This window comes from Microbacterium sp. 4-7 (genome assembly GCF_014332665.1).
GTDB lineage: Bacteria > Actinomycetota > Actinomycetes > Actinomycetales > Microbacteriaceae > Microbacterium.
Genome location: NZ_MCRH01000001.1, coordinates 685697 through 704331, shown reverse-complemented (window position 1 = coordinate 704331; position 18635 = coordinate 685697). Strand labels below are relative to the sequence as shown.

At 68.7% G+C, this 18635-nt stretch carries 20 protein-coding genes; 11 read left to right on the top strand and 9 right to left on the bottom strand.

Annotated features, from left to right (window positions below; translation table 11 throughout):
* Positions 1–141: 141 nt before the first annotated feature.
* The 3 genes from BEP68_RS03355 to BEP68_RS03345 all read right to left on the bottom strand — a co-directional run bounded on the left by BEP68_RS03355 (position 142) and on the right by BEP68_RS03345 (position 2683).
* Positions 142–1575 carry an MFS transporter gene (locus BEP68_RS03355; RefSeq protein ID WP_187249206.1) on the bottom strand — a complete coding sequence of 478 codons (1434 nt, stop codon included), beginning with the start codon at positions 1573–1575 and terminating at the stop codon, positions 142–144.
* Positions 1576–1682: 107 nt separating this feature from the next.
* Complete coding sequence (locus tag BEP68_RS03350) at positions 1683–2036, bottom strand: hypothetical protein (protein ID WP_053098147.1); 354 nt, start codon at positions 2034–2036, stop codon at positions 1683–1685.
* The gene (locus BEP68_RS03345) at positions 2033–2683 is read right to left on the bottom strand and encodes a hypothetical protein (RefSeq protein WP_053098148.1); all 651 of its coding nucleotides are present in this window, start codon (positions 2681–2683) and stop codon (positions 2033–2035) included. Before BEP68_RS03345 ends, BEP68_RS03350 begins: the two co-directional genes overlap by 4 nt.
* A gap of 304 nt (positions 2684–2987) precedes the next feature.
* On the opposite strand from BEP68_RS03345, the gene BEP68_RS03340 reads away from it, so the two are divergent.
* On the top strand, positions 2988–3896 hold the full coding sequence (locus tag BEP68_RS03340; protein ID WP_187249205.1) for a hypothetical protein: 909 nt from the start codon (positions 2988–2990) through the stop codon (positions 3894–3896).
* Between the two features lie 33 nt (positions 3897–3929).
* On the opposite strand, the gene BEP68_RS03335 is transcribed toward BEP68_RS03340, so the two are convergent.
* Complete coding sequence (locus BEP68_RS03335) at positions 3930–4766, bottom strand: sulfurtransferase (protein ID WP_187249204.1); 837 nt, start codon at positions 4764–4766, stop codon at positions 3930–3932.
* A gap of 134 nt (positions 4767–4900) precedes the next feature.
* Between BEP68_RS03335 and BEP68_RS03330 the strand changes: the two genes are divergently transcribed.
* From BEP68_RS03330 to BEP68_RS03320, 3 genes are read left to right on the top strand one after another with little or no spacing between them, the layout of a single operon-like run.
* A complete protein-coding gene (locus BEP68_RS03330; protein ID WP_261987671.1) occupies positions 4901–5788 on the top strand; it encodes a DMT family transporter in 888 nt (295 codons plus the stop codon).
* Between the two features lie 44 nt (positions 5789–5832).
* Positions 5833–6492 (top strand): GTP cyclohydrolase II, encoded by a 660-nt coding sequence (ribA, locus tag BEP68_RS03325; protein WP_072592110.1) that lies wholly within the window; start codon positions 5833–5835, stop codon positions 6490–6492.
* Positions 6492–6965, top strand: coding sequence for a MarR family winged helix-turn-helix transcriptional regulator (locus tag BEP68_RS03320; protein WP_187249203.1), 474 nt, complete (start codon positions 6492–6494; stop codon positions 6963–6965). The genes ribA and BEP68_RS03320 overlap by 1 nt, the downstream gene beginning before the upstream one ends.
* A 1-nt stretch (position 6966) precedes the next feature.
* Here the strand turns inward: BEP68_RS03320 and BEP68_RS03315 are convergent, their stop codons facing one another.
* A complete protein-coding gene (locus BEP68_RS03315) occupies positions 6967–7839 on the bottom strand; it encodes an aldo/keto reductase (protein ID WP_222839133.1) in 873 nt (290 codons plus the stop codon).
* Positions 7840–7947: 108 nt separating this feature from the next.
* On the opposite strand from BEP68_RS03315, the gene BEP68_RS03310 reads away from it, so the two are divergent.
* Together BEP68_RS03310 and BEP68_RS03305 are read left to right on the top strand one after the other, a co-directional pair.
* Positions 7948–8817: a helix-turn-helix transcriptional regulator gene (locus BEP68_RS03310; RefSeq protein ID WP_187249201.1), complete on the top strand. Its 870-nt coding sequence runs from the start codon at positions 7948–7950 to the stop codon at positions 8815–8817.
* Positions 8818–8874: 57 nt separating this feature from the next.
* Complete coding sequence (locus BEP68_RS03305; RefSeq protein ID WP_053098156.1) at positions 8875–9231, top strand: helix-turn-helix domain-containing protein; 357 nt, start codon at positions 8875–8877, stop codon at positions 9229–9231.
* A 209-nt stretch (positions 9232–9440) separates the two neighbouring features.
* On the opposite strand, the gene BEP68_RS03300 is transcribed toward BEP68_RS03305, so the two are convergent.
* Together BEP68_RS03300 and BEP68_RS03295 are read right to left on the bottom strand one after the other, a co-directional pair.
* Complete coding sequence (locus BEP68_RS03300; RefSeq protein ID WP_187249200.1) at positions 9441–10034, bottom strand: ClpP family protease; 594 nt, start codon at positions 10032–10034, stop codon at positions 9441–9443.
* Complete coding sequence (locus BEP68_RS03295; RefSeq protein ID WP_053098158.1) at positions 10031–10645, bottom strand: ClpP family protease; 615 nt, start codon at positions 10643–10645, stop codon at positions 10031–10033. The genes BEP68_RS03300 and BEP68_RS03295 overlap by 4 nt, the downstream gene beginning before the upstream one ends.
* Before the next feature lie 140 nt (positions 10646–10785).
* Here BEP68_RS03295 and BEP68_RS03290 point away from each other — a divergent pair, with 140 nt between their 5' ends.
* The gene (locus BEP68_RS03290) at positions 10786–11253 is read left to right on the top strand and encodes an acyl-CoA thioesterase (protein ID WP_072592111.1); all 468 of its coding nucleotides are present in this window, start codon (positions 10786–10788) and stop codon (positions 11251–11253) included.
* Positions 11254–11444: 191 nt separating this feature from the next.
* Positions 11445–13154, top strand: a complete 1710-nt coding sequence (locus tag BEP68_RS03285; protein WP_187249199.1) for an AMP-binding protein — start codon at positions 11445–11447, stop codon at positions 13152–13154.
* A gap of 7 nt (positions 13155–13161) precedes the next feature.
* Here BEP68_RS03285 and BEP68_RS03280 read toward each other — a convergent pair whose 3' ends face one another.
* Together BEP68_RS03280 and BEP68_RS03275 are read right to left on the bottom strand one after the other, a co-directional pair.
* Positions 13162–13554, bottom strand: coding sequence for a hypothetical protein (locus tag BEP68_RS03280; protein WP_150115131.1), 393 nt, complete (start codon positions 13552–13554; stop codon positions 13162–13164).
* A 119-nt stretch (positions 13555–13673) separates the two neighbouring features.
* Positions 13674–15146: an MATE family efflux transporter gene (locus BEP68_RS03275; protein WP_053098161.1), complete on the bottom strand. Its 1473-nt coding sequence runs from the start codon at positions 15144–15146 to the stop codon at positions 13674–13676.
* A gap of 146 nt (positions 15147–15292) precedes the next feature.
* Between BEP68_RS03275 and cycA the strand changes: the two genes are divergently transcribed.
* From cycA to BEP68_RS03260, 3 genes are all read left to right on the top strand, one after another.
* Positions 15293–16753 (top strand): D-serine/D-alanine/glycine transporter, encoded by a 1461-nt coding sequence (cycA, locus tag BEP68_RS03270; RefSeq protein WP_222839075.1) that lies wholly within the window; start codon positions 15293–15295, stop codon positions 16751–16753.
* Between the two features lie 206 nt (positions 16754–16959).
* Positions 16960–17946: an aldo/keto reductase gene (locus tag BEP68_RS03265; protein WP_187249198.1), complete on the top strand. Its 987-nt coding sequence runs from the start codon at positions 16960–16962 to the stop codon at positions 17944–17946.
* A 31-nt stretch (positions 17947–17977) separates the two neighbouring features.
* A complete protein-coding gene (locus tag BEP68_RS03260; RefSeq protein ID WP_187249197.1) occupies positions 17978–18631 on the top strand; it encodes an IMPACT family protein in 654 nt (217 codons plus the stop codon).
* The last annotated feature ends 4 nt before the right edge of the window (positions 18632–18635 follow it).

Genomic DNA, 18635 nt, shown 5'->3' with positions numbered 1-18635 from the left:
TGCGGGGCCAGAAACGCACCGCAATCGGCCGAATCGGATGCGAAAGTGACCCCGCAGCCAAGCGACCCGCAGCGAAGCGACCCGCAGCGAAGCGACCCCGCACGAATCTGACCCGGCGCCGGGTCACGAACGCCGTGCGGGCTAGGGGCGGGGCTCTCCGGAGTGCGCGCCCGCCGGATCCCGCGGCATGAACGCCGCGGCGATCAGGGTGAGCACGGCCACGACGGCGGCAGCGATGAACACCCAGACGGATGCCGAGATGATGGTCGCCGGGTCCTCGGGCCCCGCGCCCTGCGCGATCACCGAGTTCGAGATCGCGCCGAACACGGCCACCCCGAGCGCGCTGCCCGCCGAGCGGGCGAAGGCGTTCATGCCGGTCACGGCACCCCGCTCGCCCCAGCCGACCGAGGCCTGAGCCGCGATCAGCGTCGGGGCCGCGCTCCAGCCGAGGCCGAAGCCCAGGACGAATGCCACGGCGGCGATCGAGAACGGATTGGGCCAGGGAGAGACCACCGCCAGAGCGATCGCCGCGACCGCGGTGATCGACATGCCGGTGAGCGCTGTGCGTCGGAAACCGATCCGCATGTACAGCCGGCCCGCGTTCGCGGCGGCGAGCGGCCAGCCGAGGGTGAGCGCCGCGACGGCCAACCCTGACAGCAGCGGTGCGATGCCGATGGACCCTTCCAGATATGCGGGTGCGAAGCTCGTCACGCCGGTCATCAAGGCGCCGATGCCCAGGGAGACGATCGTCGTCGTGAGGATCAGCGGCCGCGCCGCCAGGCGCAGGTCCACGATCGGCTCGGCTGCGCGACGCTCGACGAGGCCGAAGGCCACGAGCGCCGCGGCGCCGAGTCCGAAGCAGACGGCACTGGGGATCGACAGCCACGCCCAGGCGTTGCCGCCCTCCAGCATCCCGAGGATCAGACCCGTGAGTCCGACCGTGAGCAGCACGGCACCGGCGTAGTCGATGCGATGACGCTGCGTCTGCTTCTCTTCGTGGTACCGCCGCAGCAGCATCCATCCCGCGATCAGACACAGCGGGATGTTGACCCAGAAGATCCACCGCCAGGCGTCGAGCTGGGCGAAGATGCCGCCGAGCGCCGGCCCGACGACAGAGGAGATCGCCCACACCGAGGCGATGTACCCCTGCACCTTGGCGCGCTCGGCGACCGTGTAGATGTCGCCGACGATCGTCATCGACATCGGCGCGACGGCACCGGCGCCGAGGCCCTGGATGATGCGGAACACGATCAGGGCGGTCATGCTCCAGGCGAAGCCGGAGAGGACCGACCCGAGCAGGAACAGCGCGATGCCGAGCAGGATGATCGGCTTGCGGCCGACGGTATCGGCGAAGCGCGAGTAGATCGGCACGCTGACCGCCTGTGCGAGCAGATAGACCGAGAAGAGCCAGGGGAACTGCTGGTAGCTGCCCAGATCGCGCACGATGCTGGGCACCGCGGTCGCGAGGATCGTCGCGTCGATCGCGATCAGCCCCGTGGCGAGCATGAGGGCCCCGAGCACCGGGCCTCGTTCCGACCTGAGTCCGATGGAGGCGCGGTCGATCGAGGCAGTCACTACAGGGACAAGCCGTCGCAGCCCGGGACTATTCCGGTCGCGATGGAGAACCTTGCGATCCGGTCAGGAGGAGCTTGCGATCCGGTCAGGAGGAGCTTGCGATCCGGTCAGGAAGAGGACGTGCGGCCCGGCTTGTCGGCGCCCGGCTCGTCGGGAGTCTCGGGGTCGAACAGCACGGGGCGGTCGACCTTCTTGGTGACCTCGGCCGGGTCGACCACGAGGATCAGCATCGCGAGGAACAGCAGCGTGACGATGAATGCGCCGCCGCCGACCACCAGGCCGAGCGCGATCGGCGTGAGGCCGTCGTAGGTGCCGTTCGCGATGGCGTTGTTCACCCGGGCGGTGAAGGCGCCGGTCGACACGAGCGTCACCACCGCGGCGAAGACACCGCAGCCGAGAGCAATGCCCAGCAGGTGCAGCGGGCGCAGAATGTCGCGTCGGGTGGGCTTCTCGTCGCTCATCGCTCTCCTCCGTGCCCGGCGGGGGCGGGGTCGTTCTCGATCGTGGTCCCGGCGGCGACAGCATCCGCTCGCTTCGGGGTCAGACCGGCGATGCCGAGGAAGACCGCGACGATGGCCGCGTATCCGCCGAACATCCCGACGCCGAGGATGATGCCGGTCAGCTCGAACGCACCGGCTCCCTCGATGGCGTACGGCTGCACGAAGCCCGCCGGGATCGCGATCAGGAGCACGGCCAGCAGCAGGCCGAACGCGCCGAGGGTGATCGAGTCCCGTGCGGTCGCGTCGCCGGCCTTGCGAGCACGGAGTCCGACGACGAGCTCGAGGATGCCGGTCGAGACCGCCCAGGCGATCACGACGACGAAGAAGAGGTCTTCGGTACGCCATGCGGGCACACCGGCGGTCATCCCGGCGACGAAGCTCAGCAGGGCGAACACGACGGACGGCCAGCGCTGACCGGCCGGGTAGACGAGCCACGCGGCGACGATCATCACGAGGCCGGTGGTGAGCACGAAGCCGCTGAAGACGGAGAGACCGACGGCCGCCGAGTGATCGGGCGAGAAGGTGATCATCACTGCAGCGGCGGCGGCGAAGAGCGCGCGCAGCAGCTGAAGATGACGAACGGTGAACGCGCGGGCGGTGGCAGACATGAAGATCGAGGGTCCTCCGGGGGTGTTCCCCCCAGTCTACGCGGGGGCGCTGAGTGGGCGCCGACACCGGAGAGGTGTTCGCGGGGCCCGATGGATCTCCCCAGATCGATCATCAGGCCCCGCGACAGAACGCAGCGACGGGGGCGACACTGCGTCAGGCCGAGTGGTCGCGAGGTCGGGCACCCTGCTCACGACTGCTCAGCCGATAGACCCCAGAAATAGCACCTCGTCCCCTACGCGATGCTGGTGTGGTCGTATGCTCACTCTAGGGCTCGATTCTTCACATACCGGAGGGGGTGCTGTGATGAGCATGGAAAGTGGTCTGCGCCGATATGCCGATGTATTCGCAGCGTCCTTCCGCGACGCGATCAATGCGCGTGGATTGACTCTGGCGCGGCTGCACGAGCAGCTGCGCGCCCGCGGCAACAGCGTGTCCATGGCGACCCTCAGCTACTGGCGGTCCGGAGCTCGGCGCCCCGAGGGTGCCCAGTCGATGGCCGCGCTCGGCGACATCGAGCAGCTGCTGCACCTCGAGCCCGGCTCTCTCACCGCCCTGCTCGGCACCACGAACCGCACCGGTCCGCTCGGACCCAACCTCTTCCCGCTCGACGAGCAGGAGCTCGAGGACGCCGTCAAAGAGGCGTTCGCCGCTCTCGGCGCGGAGTACCCCGACACGTCGCGCGAACTCACGACCCACTCGGTGACGGACGTGGATGCCGCGGGCAACGTCTCGTACTCGATCACGCGCAGCATCGTGCAGTCGACCGTCGGCACCGTCGCGTCGATCCCGTTCCTCGAGATGACACCGGGCATCAGCACTCCCGCCCCGTTCATCGAGGCGGTGGCGGGAGGACGCATCGCGGCCCGGTACTCGCACCCGAACGGCGAGGTGCACGGCGTCCTGTTCGAACTCGACGTTCCTCTGACCGCTCCGAGCACCGCGATGGTCGAGTGGTCGGTCGCCTACCCCCCGGACTATCCGCCGCAGCGCGAGACGGGCCACGCCGTCGCCCGGCAGACCAGGGAGCTGCTGGTGTGGACGCGATTCCACCCCGACGCGCTGCCCGACCGGATCGAAGAGCGCGTCGAGACGCCGGACGGCTCGACGCTCACCGAGCTGTCGCTCGAGGGCCGCAATTCGGTGCACCAGGTGCGACGCGCATTCGGACCCGGACTGCTCGGCGTCGCCTGGAGCTACGCCGACGGGCGCTGACCGCGCCCGTTCGCGGGCTCAGAGTCGACCGACTCACCCGGGCTGATCGCCGACCGCGACCGGACGCCCCGGAGTGTTCGACCACTGGCTCCACGAGCCGGGGAAGACCTTCGCCTCGATGCCGATCTCATCCAGCACCAGCGCCGTGTGCGCCGCCGTGATGCCCGAGCCGCAGTAGGCCGCGACGGGCGTCCCCTCGGTCACCCCGAGGGCGGCGAAGGTCGCCTGAAGGGTGTGCGTGTCGAGGATCCGGCCCTCGGCATCCAGATGGGCGGCCATCGGGACGTTGAGCGCGCCCGGAATGTGCCCGGGGATCGGATCGAAAGGCTCGTGCTCTCCCCGATAGCGATCCGGCGCGCGCGCGTCGAGCAGCACACCGGTGTCGACGAACGAGGCGGCCTCGTCGATCGAGATCGCATCGCCGCCGATCTCGTCGAGGACGACGTCGCCGGGCTCGGCCTGCACGTCATCGTCGGCGACCGGAAGGCCGGCGGCCGTCCACGCGCGGATGCCGCCGTCGAGGACGCGCACGTCGACACCGCCCTGACGCAGCAGCCACCATGCTCGTGACGCACTTACTCCCTTGGCGTCGTCATAGGCGACGACGACGTCACCCCGGTTCACACCCCACCGCCGGGCGGCATCCTGGAGCGTCGCCGTGGAGGGCAGGGGGTGCCGGCCGTCCGAGGGTTCGCCGTGGGTGGCGAGCTCGGTCGCGAGCGGCACGAAGACCGCCCCCGGGATGTGGCCCGCGAGGTAGTCCTCCCGGCCGTCGGGCCGGTCGAGTCGCCAGCGCACGTCGATCACACGCACGGGGGTCTCGGACGTCAGCAGATCGCGCAGTTCGGTGGCGCTCACGAAGTTGCTCATGATCCGAGGCTAGCGAGACGCCGTCCGGATCGCGCACCCGGCCGTATTCCGTCGACATATCGGGCCGACCGGCGATTCGAGACGGCGGTCGGCGCGGCGCTAGGCTCGTCCCGGCCGCGTCGAGAAAGGACAGCATGTCCACTCGATTCCGCTTCATGAGCCTGCGCCGACAGGAGGTCGCCCTCATCGCCGTGACGGCGGTCTGGGGCAGCACATTCCTCCTGGTGCACTGGGCGATGCAGCACTCGGGGCCGTGGTTCTTCGTCGGCATCCGGTTCCTGGTCGCCGGCGCGATCAGCATCGTCATCTTCCGCCGGGCGCTGCGCGGCATCCGCTGGCGCGACATCGGCGCCGGGGTCGCGATCGGCGTGATGATCTATCTCGGATACGGATTGCAGACCGTCGGGCTGCAGACCATCGATTCGAGCACCTCGGCGTTCATCACCGCGATGTACATCCCTCTCGTGCCGCTCGCGCAGTGGGCCGTCTTCCGCAAGCGCCCACCGGCCATGGCGTTCGTGGGCGCCGCGCTCGCGTTCCTCGGACTGCTCCTCATCGCGGGACCCGATGCGTTCGCCCTGACCCTCGGGGCGGGCGAGATCCTGACGCTCATCAGCACCCTGCCCATCGCGGCCGAGATCATCCTGATCAGCGTGTTCGCCGGCCGGATCGACCTCGGCAGGATCACGATCATCCAACTCCTCACGGCCGGAGTGCTCGGCATCCTCACCATGCCGGTCGTCGGCGAGGGCCTGCCCGAGTTCTCGTGGATCTGGGTCGGCTGCGCGGTCGGACTCGGAGCGGCGAGCTGCGTCATCCAGCTCACGATGAACTGGGCCCAGAAGTCCGTGTCCCCGACCCGCGCGACGATCATCTATGCGGGCGAACCGGTCTGGGCGGCCGTGATCGGGCGCATCGCCGGTGAGCGCCTGCCCGTCGCCGCGCTGATCGGCGGAGCGCTCGTGGTGCTCGGCATCCTCGCCAGCGAGCTCAAGCCCGTGCGTCGTCGTTCCGTGGAGTAGTGCGCCCGCGGGAATATCGCAGGCGTCGGCGCGTTGCACCCGACATGATTGAAACTTCAACCGTCGTTCCGGTCGCCACAGAGCGGACGCGGGTGCGCGTGCCGATGCGCTTCGCCGACGGGTTCTCGACCACGGCGGATGTCGTCACGTTCGACGGACTGATCGACGGCCGCGAGCACCTGCTGCTCGGGCTCGGCGACTGGAGGACCGCCATGGAGCGCGCGGCCGACGGCGGCGACGCACCCCTCGTGCGTCCGCACAGCGAATGCCTGACCGGTGACGTGTTCGGTTCTGAGCGCTGCGACTGCGGCCCGCAGCTGCGTGAAGCCGTCGAGCGCATCGCCGAAGACGGCGGGTTCCTGCTCTACCTGCGCCAGGAGGGTCGGGGCATCGGCCTCTACGCCAAGCTCGACGCGTACGCGCTGCAGGATGCCGGCCTCGACACGTACGAGGCGAACGTCGCACTCGGCCGCGGAGAAGACGAACGCGACTACACGATCGCCGCGCAGATGCTGCAGGCGGTGGGCGTCGACAGCATCCGTCTGCTGAGCAACAATCCCGACAAGGCGGCACAGCTCGACGCCCTCGGCATCCGCGTCACCGAGCAGGTGGCCACCGGCGTGCACCTGTCGGACGCGAACCACCGCTACCTCGAGGCCAAGCGCGACCACACCTCGCACACGCTCGACCTGTCAGCCGCCTGATGAACGCGCAGCCGGCGAGCGAGCGGAGGCTCGACGATGCGGAGATGCAGACGTGGCTGCCGACCATCCGGTTCGTGCAGCTGCTGCCGCAGGTGCTCGATCGCACGCTCAAGGCCGAGACCGGGCTCAAGCACTCGCACTACGCGATCCTGGTGACCCTCGCAGGTCAGGGTGATCGTGCGATCCCGATGACCGAGCTCGCGCAGATCGCCGGGCTCAGCCGCTCACGACTCAGCCACGCGATCGACTCGCTCGAAGACCGCGGCTGGGTGACGCGCACCTCGTGCAGCAGCGACAAGCGCACGCTTACCGCTGCGCTGACGGATGCCGGTCGTGACCTGCTGCGGGCGGCGGCGCCCGTTCATGTGGCGCAGATCCGCGAACTGATCCTCGACCCTCTGACCGCAGAGGAGAGGGAGCAGCTCGGCACGATCTCGGCCAAGCTGCTCCCCGGCGTCGCCGCCGCTCTCTAGGTCACGCCTCGGGGATCTCGCGGCCGAAAGTCTCGAGCGTGACGTCCTCGGGCTCAGGGCCACGGCGCACACCGGTGTCGAGCGCATCGATCGCGTCGAGCTGGTCGGCGGTGAGCTCGAAGTCGAAGACGTCGAAGTTCTCGGCGATGCGGGCGGGACGCACCGACTTCGGCAGCGCGGAGCGGCCCTGCTGCAGGTGCCAGCGCAGCATCACCTGTGCCGGCGACTTGCGGTGCTCTGCGGCGATGGCCGTGAGCGTCTCGTCGTCGAAGACGGATGCGCCGTTGGGGCGGTAGGCCGTGATGCCGCCGATGGGCGACCACGCCTGGGTGACGATGCCGGCCGCGGCATCCGCCTGCTGCACCTCGCGCTGCTGGAAGTAGGGGTGCACCTCGATCTGGTTGAGCGCGGGGACGATGCTCGTCTCCGCCGCCAGCTTGTCGAGGTGCTCCACCATGAAGTTGCTGACGCCGATGGCGCGCACCCGACCGTCGGCGAGCAGGGTCTCGAGCGCCTTATAGGCACCCAGGGTGAGGTCGAAGCGGGTCGGCAGGGCCTGGTGCAGGATCAGCAGGTCGAGCTGATCGACCCCGAGCTTGCCCGTCGACTTCTCGAACGCGTGCAGGGTCTCGTCGTAGCCGAAATCGCTGATCCAGACCTTGGTCTCGATGAAGACCTCGTCGCGCGCGATACCGGTGCGGCGGATCGCCTCGCCCACCTCGCGCTCGTTGCCGTACGCAGCGGCGGTGTCGATCAGGCGGTAGCCGGTCTCGAGAGCGGTGCTGACGGCATCGACCGTCTCGTCCGGAGCGGCCTGGAACACTCCGAAGCCGAGGGCGGGCATCTCGATGCCGGTGTTGAGCGTGATGTTCATCGTCATACCTCCAGTGTGCGCGTCCGCTCACACGCGAGGGAGAGTCCACCAGTACCTCCCTTCGTCGCGACAGGGGGCGTACCGTCGCATACATGGACACCCAGCGAGGTGCGCGAATTCCTCTCGTCGAGGCGCGACCGCATCACCCCCGACCAGGCCGGCCTCCCCGCATTCGGCGGCAACCGGCGTGTGCCGGGGCTGCGCCGTGAAGAGGTGTCGCTGCTCGCCGGCGTCAGCGTCGACTATTACACCCGACTCGAACGGGGCGATCTGTCCGGCGTCTCCGACAGCGTGCTCGATGCGCTCGCCCGTGCTCTTCAGCTCGACGAGGCCGAGACCGCGCATCTGTTCGATCTCGCCCGCACCGCGAACGCCTCACCCGTCGCCCGCAAGCCGCGCAAGAAGGTCGAGACGCTGCGCCCCAGCATCCTGCGCCTGCTCGACGCGATGACCGAGGCGCCGGCGATCGTGCGCAACAACTACTTCGACTACCTCGCGGCGAACGCGCTCGGCCGCGCGCTCTATGCGCCCCTGTTCACGACCCCGGTGCCGAACAGCGCCCGCTTCGCCTTCCTCGACCCGGCCGCACAGACGTTCTACCCCGAATGGGAGCGAAACACCCAGGAGCTCGTGGCCGCGATGCGCGGCGAAGCCGGGCGCAATCCGTTCGACCGCAAGCTCACCGATCTCGTGGGCGAGCTGTCGACGCGCAGTGAGCGGTTCCGCACCCTGTGGGCGGCGCACAACGTGCGCTTCCACCGCAGCGGTGTCAAGCGCATCAACCACCCGGTCGTCGGCGAGATGGAACTCACCTACGAGGCGTTCGAGCTGCCGGCTGACCCGGGCCTGCAGATGTCGACGTACACGGCCGAGCCGGGAACGGCATCGGCCGACAAACTGCGGATGCTCGCCAGCTGGGCGGCGACCGACGCTGCCGATGGGACCATCGATGCGCCTTCAGAGCGCACCGAGGCCTGATTTCTGCTCTGAGCAGAACCGCTCGAATCGTGCGCTGACGGCGGATTATCGTGAGGCATGGCCGACCTCGTCCCGTTCCCTCGCGCACCTCGCTCTGCCCGCCCTCGTCCCAGTGAGCCCGAACCCCTATGGCGCCAGATGGTCGGCGATCAGCTGCGCCGTCGACGACACGACCGGGACGAGACCCTGACCGAGACGGCAGGGAACGCCGGAGTCTCGCCGCAATACCTCTCCGAGGTCGAACGGGGACTCAAGGAGCCGTCGAGCGAGATGATCGCGGCGATCGCCGGGGCCCTCGACACCTCGCTGATCGAACTGACGAGCGCCGTGGCCGACGAGCTGCGCCAGGCGACGATGGCTCCGGCATCCGCTGCGGTGTCCGCCACCCGCGGGGCCTTCGCCCTCGCCGCCTGACGGCTCGTCTCGTCTGCCCACCCGTCTGAAGGTCAGTCCGTCTGAAGGTCCGTCCGTCTGCGGGTCCGTCCGTCTGCGGGTCCGTCCGTCTGCGGGTCCGTCCGTCTGCAGGTCCGTCCGTCTGCAGGACTTCGGCACGGATGCAGGACCAGAACGGCAGAATCATCCTGCATCCGTGCCCCGATCCTGCAGACGAACGCCGTGGCCCCTCAGACCGCCCGCTCCCCCAGCACGGTGTCGACCAGACCGTAGTCCCGGGCGGCGGATGCCGTGAAGACGCGATCCCGGTCGGTGTCGGCGCGCAGCTCGCTCAGCGAGCGTCCGCTGTGCCTGGCGAGGATCGACTCCATGTCGGAACGCACCCGCACGACCTCGTCCGCCGCGAGGATGAGGTCGGGGATCGCTCCCCGCGACTGGCCCGCCGGCTGATGCAGCACGATGCGGGCGTGCGCGAGAGCTGCCCGCTGCTCCGGAGCCCCTGCCGCGACCAGCAGCGCCGCCGGCCCGATCGCCTGACCCACACACGTCGTCGCGATCGCCGGACGCACGTGCTGCATCGTGTCGTAGATCGCGAGCGCCGCCCCCGGGTCGCCACCCTCGCTGTTGATGTAGAACTGGATGCCGGAATCCTGGCTGTCGGCATCGAGGTGCAGCAGCTGCGCGATCAATGCGTTGGCGACTCCGGCGTCGATGCCGGTGCCGAGATAGATGACCCGCTCGGCGAGCAGGTGCGAGTAGACGTCCATGACGCGTTCACCGCGCGGATGCTGCGCGATGACGTTGGGGATCGTGTAGCCGCTCATGCGCCCGCCCCCAGCCCGACCCGGGCCCGACGACGCGGCATGAGATCCGCGAGCGAGGCGACGATCTCGTCGATGAAGCCATAGTCCTTCGCCTGCTCCGCCGTGTACCAGCGGTCGTGCAGCGAGTCCTCGAAGATGCGCTCCACGGGCTGTCCGGTGTCGGCCGCGATCAGCCCGAGCACGGTGTCGCGCATGTGCCTCAGGTCGTCGGCCTGCGTCTCGAGCTCGCCCGCCGAGCCGCCGATCCCCGCCGAGCCCTGATGCATGAGGATGCGCGCGTGCGGGAGCGCCCTGCGCTTGCCCCTCGCCCCGGCTGAGAGGAGGAACTGCCCGGCGCTGCACGCGAGCCCGAGTGCGAGGGTCGACACGTCGTTCGGCACGAGGGTCATGAGGTCGCGGATCGCGAGCATCGCCGGCACGGAACCACCGGGCGAATGGATCCACAGGGCGATGTCGGTCGTCGGATCCTCCGCCGAGAGGGTGAGCAGCTGCGTCATGAGCAGCGTGCCGTTGTCGTCGTCGAGGGCGCCGTCGAGCACGAGCACTCGTTCGTGGAACAGTGCCCGGCGGGCCTCGGGGCCGAACTGCGGGATGGGGTTGTCTTCGCTCATGGCCCCAGCATCCGCCGCCGTGTCGGAGTGCGGGCGAGTATCCGCTCGCGGCAGATCGGCCCAGAGCAGATCCACCCGTGCAGATCGGTTCGGCATCCTCGCGTAACACCCCCGACTCACGCGGCTCCTACCCTCGAAGCATGGCGAAGCAGAAGACACCCGAGTGGCAGTGGTCCGAAGACGGCATCAACTTCCGCACCCGCAAATGGGTGAAGCCGGAAGACCTCAACGCGAACGGATCGCTGTTCGGCGGCAGCCTGCTGAAGTGGATCGACGAAGAGGCCGCGATCTACGCGATCGTGCAGCTGGGCAACTATCGGGCCGTGACGAAGCACATCTCCGAGATCAACTTCGAGGCCTCAGCCGTGCAGGGCGACCTGATCGAGATCGGCCTGCAGGCCACGCACTTCGGCACCACGTCTCTGACCATGCGCGCCGTCGCCCGCAACATGATCACGCGCAAGCGCATCCTCACGATCGAGAAGATCGTTTTCGTGAGCCTGGACGACGACGGGATGCCGACGCCGCACGGATACGACGAGATCACGTACAACCGCGATCGGATGCCGACCGAGCGCATCGCCACGGGGACGATCCGTCTGCCCTAGCCGCGGCTCCCGCCCGCTCGTCCGCCCGTGTTCGGGCCTCCGTTCAGGAGGAGATCTCTCGCACCGAAGAACCACGCGGTGGATTCGGTCCTTCTGAGCGAGGGATCTCCTTCCGCAGGTGCGGGGGTCAGAGGCCGGCGTCTGCGCTCGGTGCGAGGATGGAACACGTCTGCCGAGCAAAGGAGCCCAGAATGAGCCGCAGCGCCACCGCAGCCACGACCGCGATCAGAGAGATGCGCGACTTCCTGTTCGCGAACGCGACGGACTACGCCGCGGCACGCGAGGGGTTCGCCTGGCCTGCGCCCGCTGAGTTCAACTTCGCGCTCGAATGGTTCGATGTGATCGCCGGCGAGTCGCCCGACCGCCCGGCGGTGCAGATCGTGTCAGCCGACCTCAGCCTCGAGTCGTGGACCTACGGCGAGCTGTCGAACCGCTCCGACCAGGTCGCCGCCTGGCTCACAGGACTCGGCATCGGGCGCGGCGACCACGTCATCGTGATGCTCGGCAACGCCATCGAACTCTGGGAGGTGATGCTCGCCATCACCAAGGTCGGCGCGGTGTCGATCCCCACCTCGACGCTGCTCTCGGCATCCGACCTGGCCTACCGCGTCGACCACGGACGCGCCCGCGCCATCGTGACGCTCGGCGGCCTGGCCGAGCGCATCGCCGACATCGACGGCGACGTCCTGCGCATCGGGGTGGGCGAGGGCATTCCCGCCGGGTGGACGCGCTTCGACGATTCCGCCGACGCTCCGACGACCTTCGAGCCCGACGCCGCGACCCCCGCCGATGACACGGCTCTGCTCTACTTCACGAGCGGCACGACCAACCGTCCGAAGCTCGTGCAGCACACCCACGTGTCGTACCCGATCGGGCATCTGTCGACCATGTGGTGGCTCGGTGTGCGCCCCGACGACGTGCACCTGAACATCTCGTCGCCGGGTTGGGCGAAGCATGCGTGGTCGAGCTTCTACTCGCCCTTTCTCGCCGAGGCGACCGTGTTCGTCTACAACTACGACCGCTTCGACGCGAACACCCTCATGCAGGTCATGGACGCGCATCATGTCTCGACGTTCTGCGCGCCGCCCACCGTGTGGCGGATGCTGATCCAGGCCGACCTCGGGCGCTTGACCCACCCGCCGCGCGAGCTCGTCGGAGCCGGTGAACCGCTGAACCCCGAGGTCATCGACCGGGTGCAGGAGGCGTGGGGAGGCACGATCCGCGACGGCTTCGGCCAGACCGAGATGACGGCCTGCGTGGGCAACTCCCCCGGTCAGGTCGTCAAGATCGGATCGATGGGACGACCCCTGCCCGGATACCCCGTCGTGCTGCTCGACCCCGCGACCGGTGAGCTCGCCGAGCACGAGGGCGAGATCGCGCTCGACCTGGCGCATCCTCCGGTGGGGCTCATGGCCGGGTACTACGACGATCCCGAGAAGACGGCCGAGTCGCGCGTCGGCGGATATCACCACACGGGCGACATCGCCCAGCGGGATGCCGACGGCTATCTGACCTACATCGGCCGGGCGGACGACGTGTTCAAGGCGTCCGACTACAAGATCTCCCCGTTCGAGCTCGAGTCGGTGCTGCTGGAGCACGACCTCGTGATCGAGGCGGCGGTGATCCCGAGCCCCGACCCGACGCGGCTCGCAGTCCCGAAGGCGTACGTGTGCCTGCGCCCCGACGCGGTCGGATCCGACGCCGAGGCCGCGCGATCGATCTTCGCGTACGCCCACGACCGGCTGTCCTCGCACCTCTGGGTGCGGATCATCGAGTTCGTGCCCGAGCTGCCCAAGACGATCTCCGGCAAGATCCGCCGGGTCGAACTGCGCGCCCGAGAGGCCGAGCGCGTGGCCTCAGGAGACGAGGCCGCGCAGCACCGGGATCGCGACTACCGCTGAGTGCGGCTCAGCCTGCGAGCGCAGGCTGACTGCCGGTGCTCGGCGCTTTCGTGGAGCGCGCCGGGACCGTCGGCTCGGGCGCGTCGACGACAGCCTGGATCCGCGCGGCGCGGGCGACCTCACGGGCAGGCTCGCCCGCGTTGACGATCCCGCGTGCGACGGCTCCGATCACCAGCATCGCGACGAGCACGATGCCGGACACGAGCAGCGGCGTCCACTGATTCGCGAACGATGCCGTGGTGCTGAGCATCGCGCTCGGGATCCACAGTCCTACCGCTCCGCCGGCGAGACCCGCCGCTCCGCGCATGATCGCGACTCCCGCCACGATCGCGCACAGCGCCGCGAGCACGGCCCCCACCACTCCGATCGGCACCAGTATCGATGCCAGTTCGCTTGCCACCCTTGACGATGTCATCACGACCCCCCGGTCCGCGGAACCTCCGCATCACCAACATTACGAAGTGTCGGCATTCTGGGCATCCATCTGAAGGATGATGTTCCTCAACCGTGACGCGTTGTTCAGCGGCGCTTCAACCGTGCGAACCGTGTCCTCTTGACCACTCGCACCGGCTGGGTGACGACCGCGTCGACGACCATCGAGCCGTCGGTCGGACCGATGATCGCCATCGCCGACGTCTCGGTGGACTCGATCGGGTCGACCGGCATGCGGGCGAGCGACCGGTGAGCGCGCACGTACGCGGGCACCAGCAGCACGATCGCGCCGAGCCAGGCGAGAGGGTTGCTGAGCGCGACGCCCTCGAATCCGATGAGCGCGCCGAGCACGACCGCCGCTCCCACGCGCATCACCAGCTCGATCACGCCCGTGACGGTGGGGATGAGTGTGTGGCCGAGGCCCTGCAGCGCCCCTCGGAGCACGAACAGCACACCGAGGGCCCAGTACCCGCATCCGTTGATGATCAGCATGAGGTGTGCGAGTCGCACGACCTCGTCGGACCCCTCGCCGACGAACAGGCGCACCATCGGCGTGCCGAACGCGATGATGATGACGCCGAGTGCGATGCCGGCGGCGATCGCCATCCAGGTGCCCTCGACGACCCCTCGACGGATGCGGTCGGGGCGGCGCCCGCCCAGGTTCTGCGCCGTGTACATCGACGACGCCAGGCCCAGCGACGAGAGGAAGGCGACCGCGAGGCCGTCGACACGGGATGCCGTCGTGTAGGCCGCGACGGCATCCGAGCCGAGCGTGTTCAGCGCCACCTGCACGGTGAGCGTGCCGATCGCGATGATCGATGCCTGGAATCCCATCGGCAGACCGAGGCGCAGGTGCTCCCTGAAGTCGTCGCGGGTGACTCGCCAGTCGGCGCGACGCAGGTGCAGCATCGGCAGGCGACGGCGCACGAACTCGAGGCACAGTGCGACGGAGACGGCCTGGGCCACGACGGTCGCGAGGGCTGCGCCGCCGACTCCCCACTCGAGCGGACCGACCATCAGGATCACGAGGCCGACGTTGAGCGCGCACGAGACGGTCAGGAAGATGAGCGGTGTGCGCGAGTCGCCGATCGCCCGGATGATGGCCGAGAGGTAGTTGAAGAACATCGTCGCGCTCGCGCCGATGAAGCTGATCTGGGTGAAGACCGTCGCCTCGGGCATGAGCTCGGCCGGCGTCTGCAGCAGCTCGAGCACGGGTCGGGCTATCAGGGGCGCGACGATCGTGAGCACCACGCTCGTGATTCCGGTCAGGATCACGCCGGTCGCGACCGAGCGGCGCACGGCGGCGCCGTCACCCGCTCCGAACGCCTGCGCGATGGGGATCGCGAAACCGCTCGTCAGACCCCAGGCGAAGCCGATGAGCAGGAACAGCAGGCTGCCGGTGGCGCCGACTGCGGCGAGGGACTCGACGCCGAGGTGCCGGCCGACGACGACGGCGTCGGCGAACTGGTACATCTGCTGCACGACGTTTCCGAGCAGCAGGGGAATGGAGAACGACAGGATGACACGCCACGGACGGCCCGTGGTCAGAGAGGTGGCCATGAGAGAAGAGGCTCGCAGAACTGGGGGATGATCGGGGGTCGTACCAGGATATCGAATCGATTCGGTTGGATGCCATCCCCGATCGCCAAGTACGGTCGGAAGGATGCCGCAGCGGGACGCGGCACGGAACACCGGAGGTTCGAGCGATGACGACAGAGAAGACAGGCGGACCCGTCGGGGTGGACGGGTCGGCCGACGGCGACGAGCAGCACCTGAAGCGGGCACTGAGCAACCGGCACATCCAGCTGCTCGCGATCGGCGGCGCGATCGGCACCGGCCTGTTCATGGGCAGCGGCAAGACCATCTCGGTCGCGGGCCCCTCGGTCATCTTCGTCTACATGATCATCGGCTTCATGCTGTTCTTCGTCATGCGGGCGATGGGCGAGCTGCTGCTCTCGAACCTCAAGTACAAGTCGTTCAGCGACTTCGCGAGCGACCTGCTCGGCCCGTGGGCGGGGTTCTTCACCGGATGGACCTACTGGTTCTGCTGGGTCGTCACCGGCGTCGCCGACGTGATCGCGATCGCCGGCTACACGGATGCGCTGTTCCCCGGCATCCCGTTGTGGATCCCCGGCGTGCTGGTGATCGTCATCCTGCTCGCGCTGAACCTGCCCACCGTCGCCGCCTTCGGCGAGATGGAGTTCTGGTTCGCGCTCATCAAGATCGTGGCGATCGTGGCGCTCATCATCACGGGTCTCGTGATGATCTTCACCGGCTTCCAGCACGATGCGGGCACGGCGAGCTTCGCGAACCTGTGGGATCACGGCGGCATGTTCCCGCACGGGTTCATGGGCTTCGTCGCCGGGTTCCAGATCGCTGTCTTCGCGTTCGTCGGCGTCGAGCTCGTCGGCACCGCCGCGGCCGAGACGAAGGACCCCGAGAAGAATCTGCCGAAGGCGATCAACGCGATCCCGATCCGCATCCTGCTCTTCTACGTCGGCGCCCTCGTCATCCTGATGGCCGTCACGCCGTGGACCGAGTACGTCGCGGGCGAGAGCCCCTTCATCGCGATGTTCGCTCTCGCAGGCCTCGGCATCGCCGCGACCGTCGTGAACCTCGTCGTGCTGACCTCTGCCATGTCGAGCGCCAACTCGGGCATCTACTCGACCTCGCGCATGGTGTTCGGGCTCGCACAGGACGGCGATGCGCCTCGGCTGTTCGGACGCCTGTCGAAGCGCCGCGTGCCGCAGAACGCGCTGTTCCTGTCGTGCATCCTGCTGCTGTCGGGTGTCGTGCTGCTCTACGCCGGCAAGGACATCGGCACCGCGTTCGACATGGTCACCACGGTCTCGGCGGTGTGCTTCATGTTCGTCTGGACGATCTTCCTGTGCAGCTACCTCGTCTACCGGCGCCGGCGGCCCGAGAAGGTCGCCGCATCGAGGTTCCGGATGCCGGGCGGCATCTTCATGGTCTACGTCGTGCTCGCGTTCTTCGTGTTCATCCTGTGGGCGTTGACGACACAGCCCGACACGCTGACCGCGCTGCTCGTGACTCCGATCTGGTTCGTGCTGCTGCTCGTCGCGTGGCTGTTCGTGCGGAAGTCGCAGAACCACCTGACCCGGCACGCCGCGCACATCGCCTACCTGCGCGACGACTCGGCGGAGTAGTCGCGACGGCTCGGCGGAGTAGTCGCGACGGCTCGGCGTTCACAATTCAGCATGAGCCGGCCGATTCCGGACGAATCGGCCGGTTCTGCTGTGTCCGGGACTGCTCGTGCTGAATCGTGAACGGCGGCTGCCTGTGGGAGGTTCCGACAGGCCCTCCCTCAGCAGCGAGCGCGCGCGTAGCGTCGGCCCTGACGAAAGGACACGGCATGCACACTCGCACACTCGGACAGGGCCTCGAGGTCTCGGCAGTCGGACTCGGCTGCATGGGGATGTCGCAGAGCTACGGACCCAACCCCGGCAGCCGCGACGAGATGATCGGCGTGCTGCGGTCGGCTCTCGACCTCGGCGTCACGTTCTTCGACACCGCGGAGGTGTACGGGCCCTATGTCAACGAAGAGCTCGTCGGCGAGGCGCTCGAGCCGATCCGCGACCAGGTCGTGATCGCGACGAAGTTCGGGTGGCGCATCGAAGACGGCAAGAGCGTCGGGCTCGACAGCCGCCCCGAGCAGATCCGCCGCGTCGCGGAGGCATCGCTGCGGCGCCTGCGCACCGACGTGATCGACCTCTTCTACCAGCACCGCGTCGACCCGGACGTGCCGATCGAAGACGTCGCGGGCACGGTGTCGGAGCTGATCGCCGAAGGCAAGGTGCGCCATTTCGGGCTCTCCGAGGCCTCGGCATCCACCATCCGACGCGCGCATGCCGTGCAGCCGGTCACCGCGCTGCAGAGCGAGTACTCGCTGTGGACCCGCGATCCCGAGCGTGAGGTTCTGCCGACCCTCGGTGAGCTCGGCATCGGCTTCGTACCCTTCAGCCCTCTGGGCAAGGGGTTCCTCACCGGCACCGTCGACCAGACCACCTCATTCGCAGACGGAGACATCCGCGGCACGATCCCCCGCTTCAGCGAGGAGAACCGGGCGGCGAACCAGGCCCTCGTGAGTCACGTCACGGCACTCGCCGAGGCGAAGGACGCATCGTCCGGCCAGATCGCGCTGGCCTGGCTGCTCGCCCGCGAGCCGTTCATCGTCCCCATCCCCGGCACACGGCGCACGTCGCGGATCGCCGAGAACGCGGGAGCGTCGGCCGTGGCGCTCTCGGCCGACGAAGTCGCCGATCTCGACCAGCTCGCCGAGCGGGTCGGGGTGCAGGGAGATCGGTACAACCCGCAGCAGATGTCGTTCGTCGACCGTTGAGCCGGCGCCGGCGCTGGGTAGTCTGAGGCGGATGACTCCGCCCCGCAGCTACCCGGCGACGATCGCCGCGCCTGTGGAGCATGAGCTCGTCATCAAGAAGTCGCGATTCATCGCGACCGTCGAGCCGGTCGCCTCAGTCGACGAGGCGGATGCCGTGATCGCACGGCTGCGGAAGCGGTGGTGGGATGCCCGGCACAACTGCAGCGCGATGGTCACCGGACTCCTCGGAGACCAGGCACGTTCGTCGGACGACGGCGAGCCGTCGGGCACCGCGGGCGTGCCGATGCTCGAGGTGCTTCGCAGGCGAGAGCTGACCGATGTGGTGGCCGTGGTGACGCGGTACTTCGGCGGGGTCAAGCTCGGCGCCGGCGGCCTCGTGCGGGCATACTCCTCGGCGGTCTCGGAGGCCCTCGACCTCGCGTCGCCGGTGCACCGGCAGTCGCTCACGCAGGTGATGTTCGACGTCTCGCACGCGGATGCCGGGCGCTACGACAACCTCCTGCGCGACTGGGTGCTGCACCACGGAGCGACGCTCGGCGACGCCCGCTATGCAGCGCTGGCGACGTTCGAGGTGTGGGCGCCAGCGGACGAGGTCGACCGTCTCGTCGAGGACATCGCGGCGGCGTCCGCCGGTTCCGTCGTGCCGGTGACCGGCGTGGAGCGCATCGTCGACGTCCCCGGCTGATCCA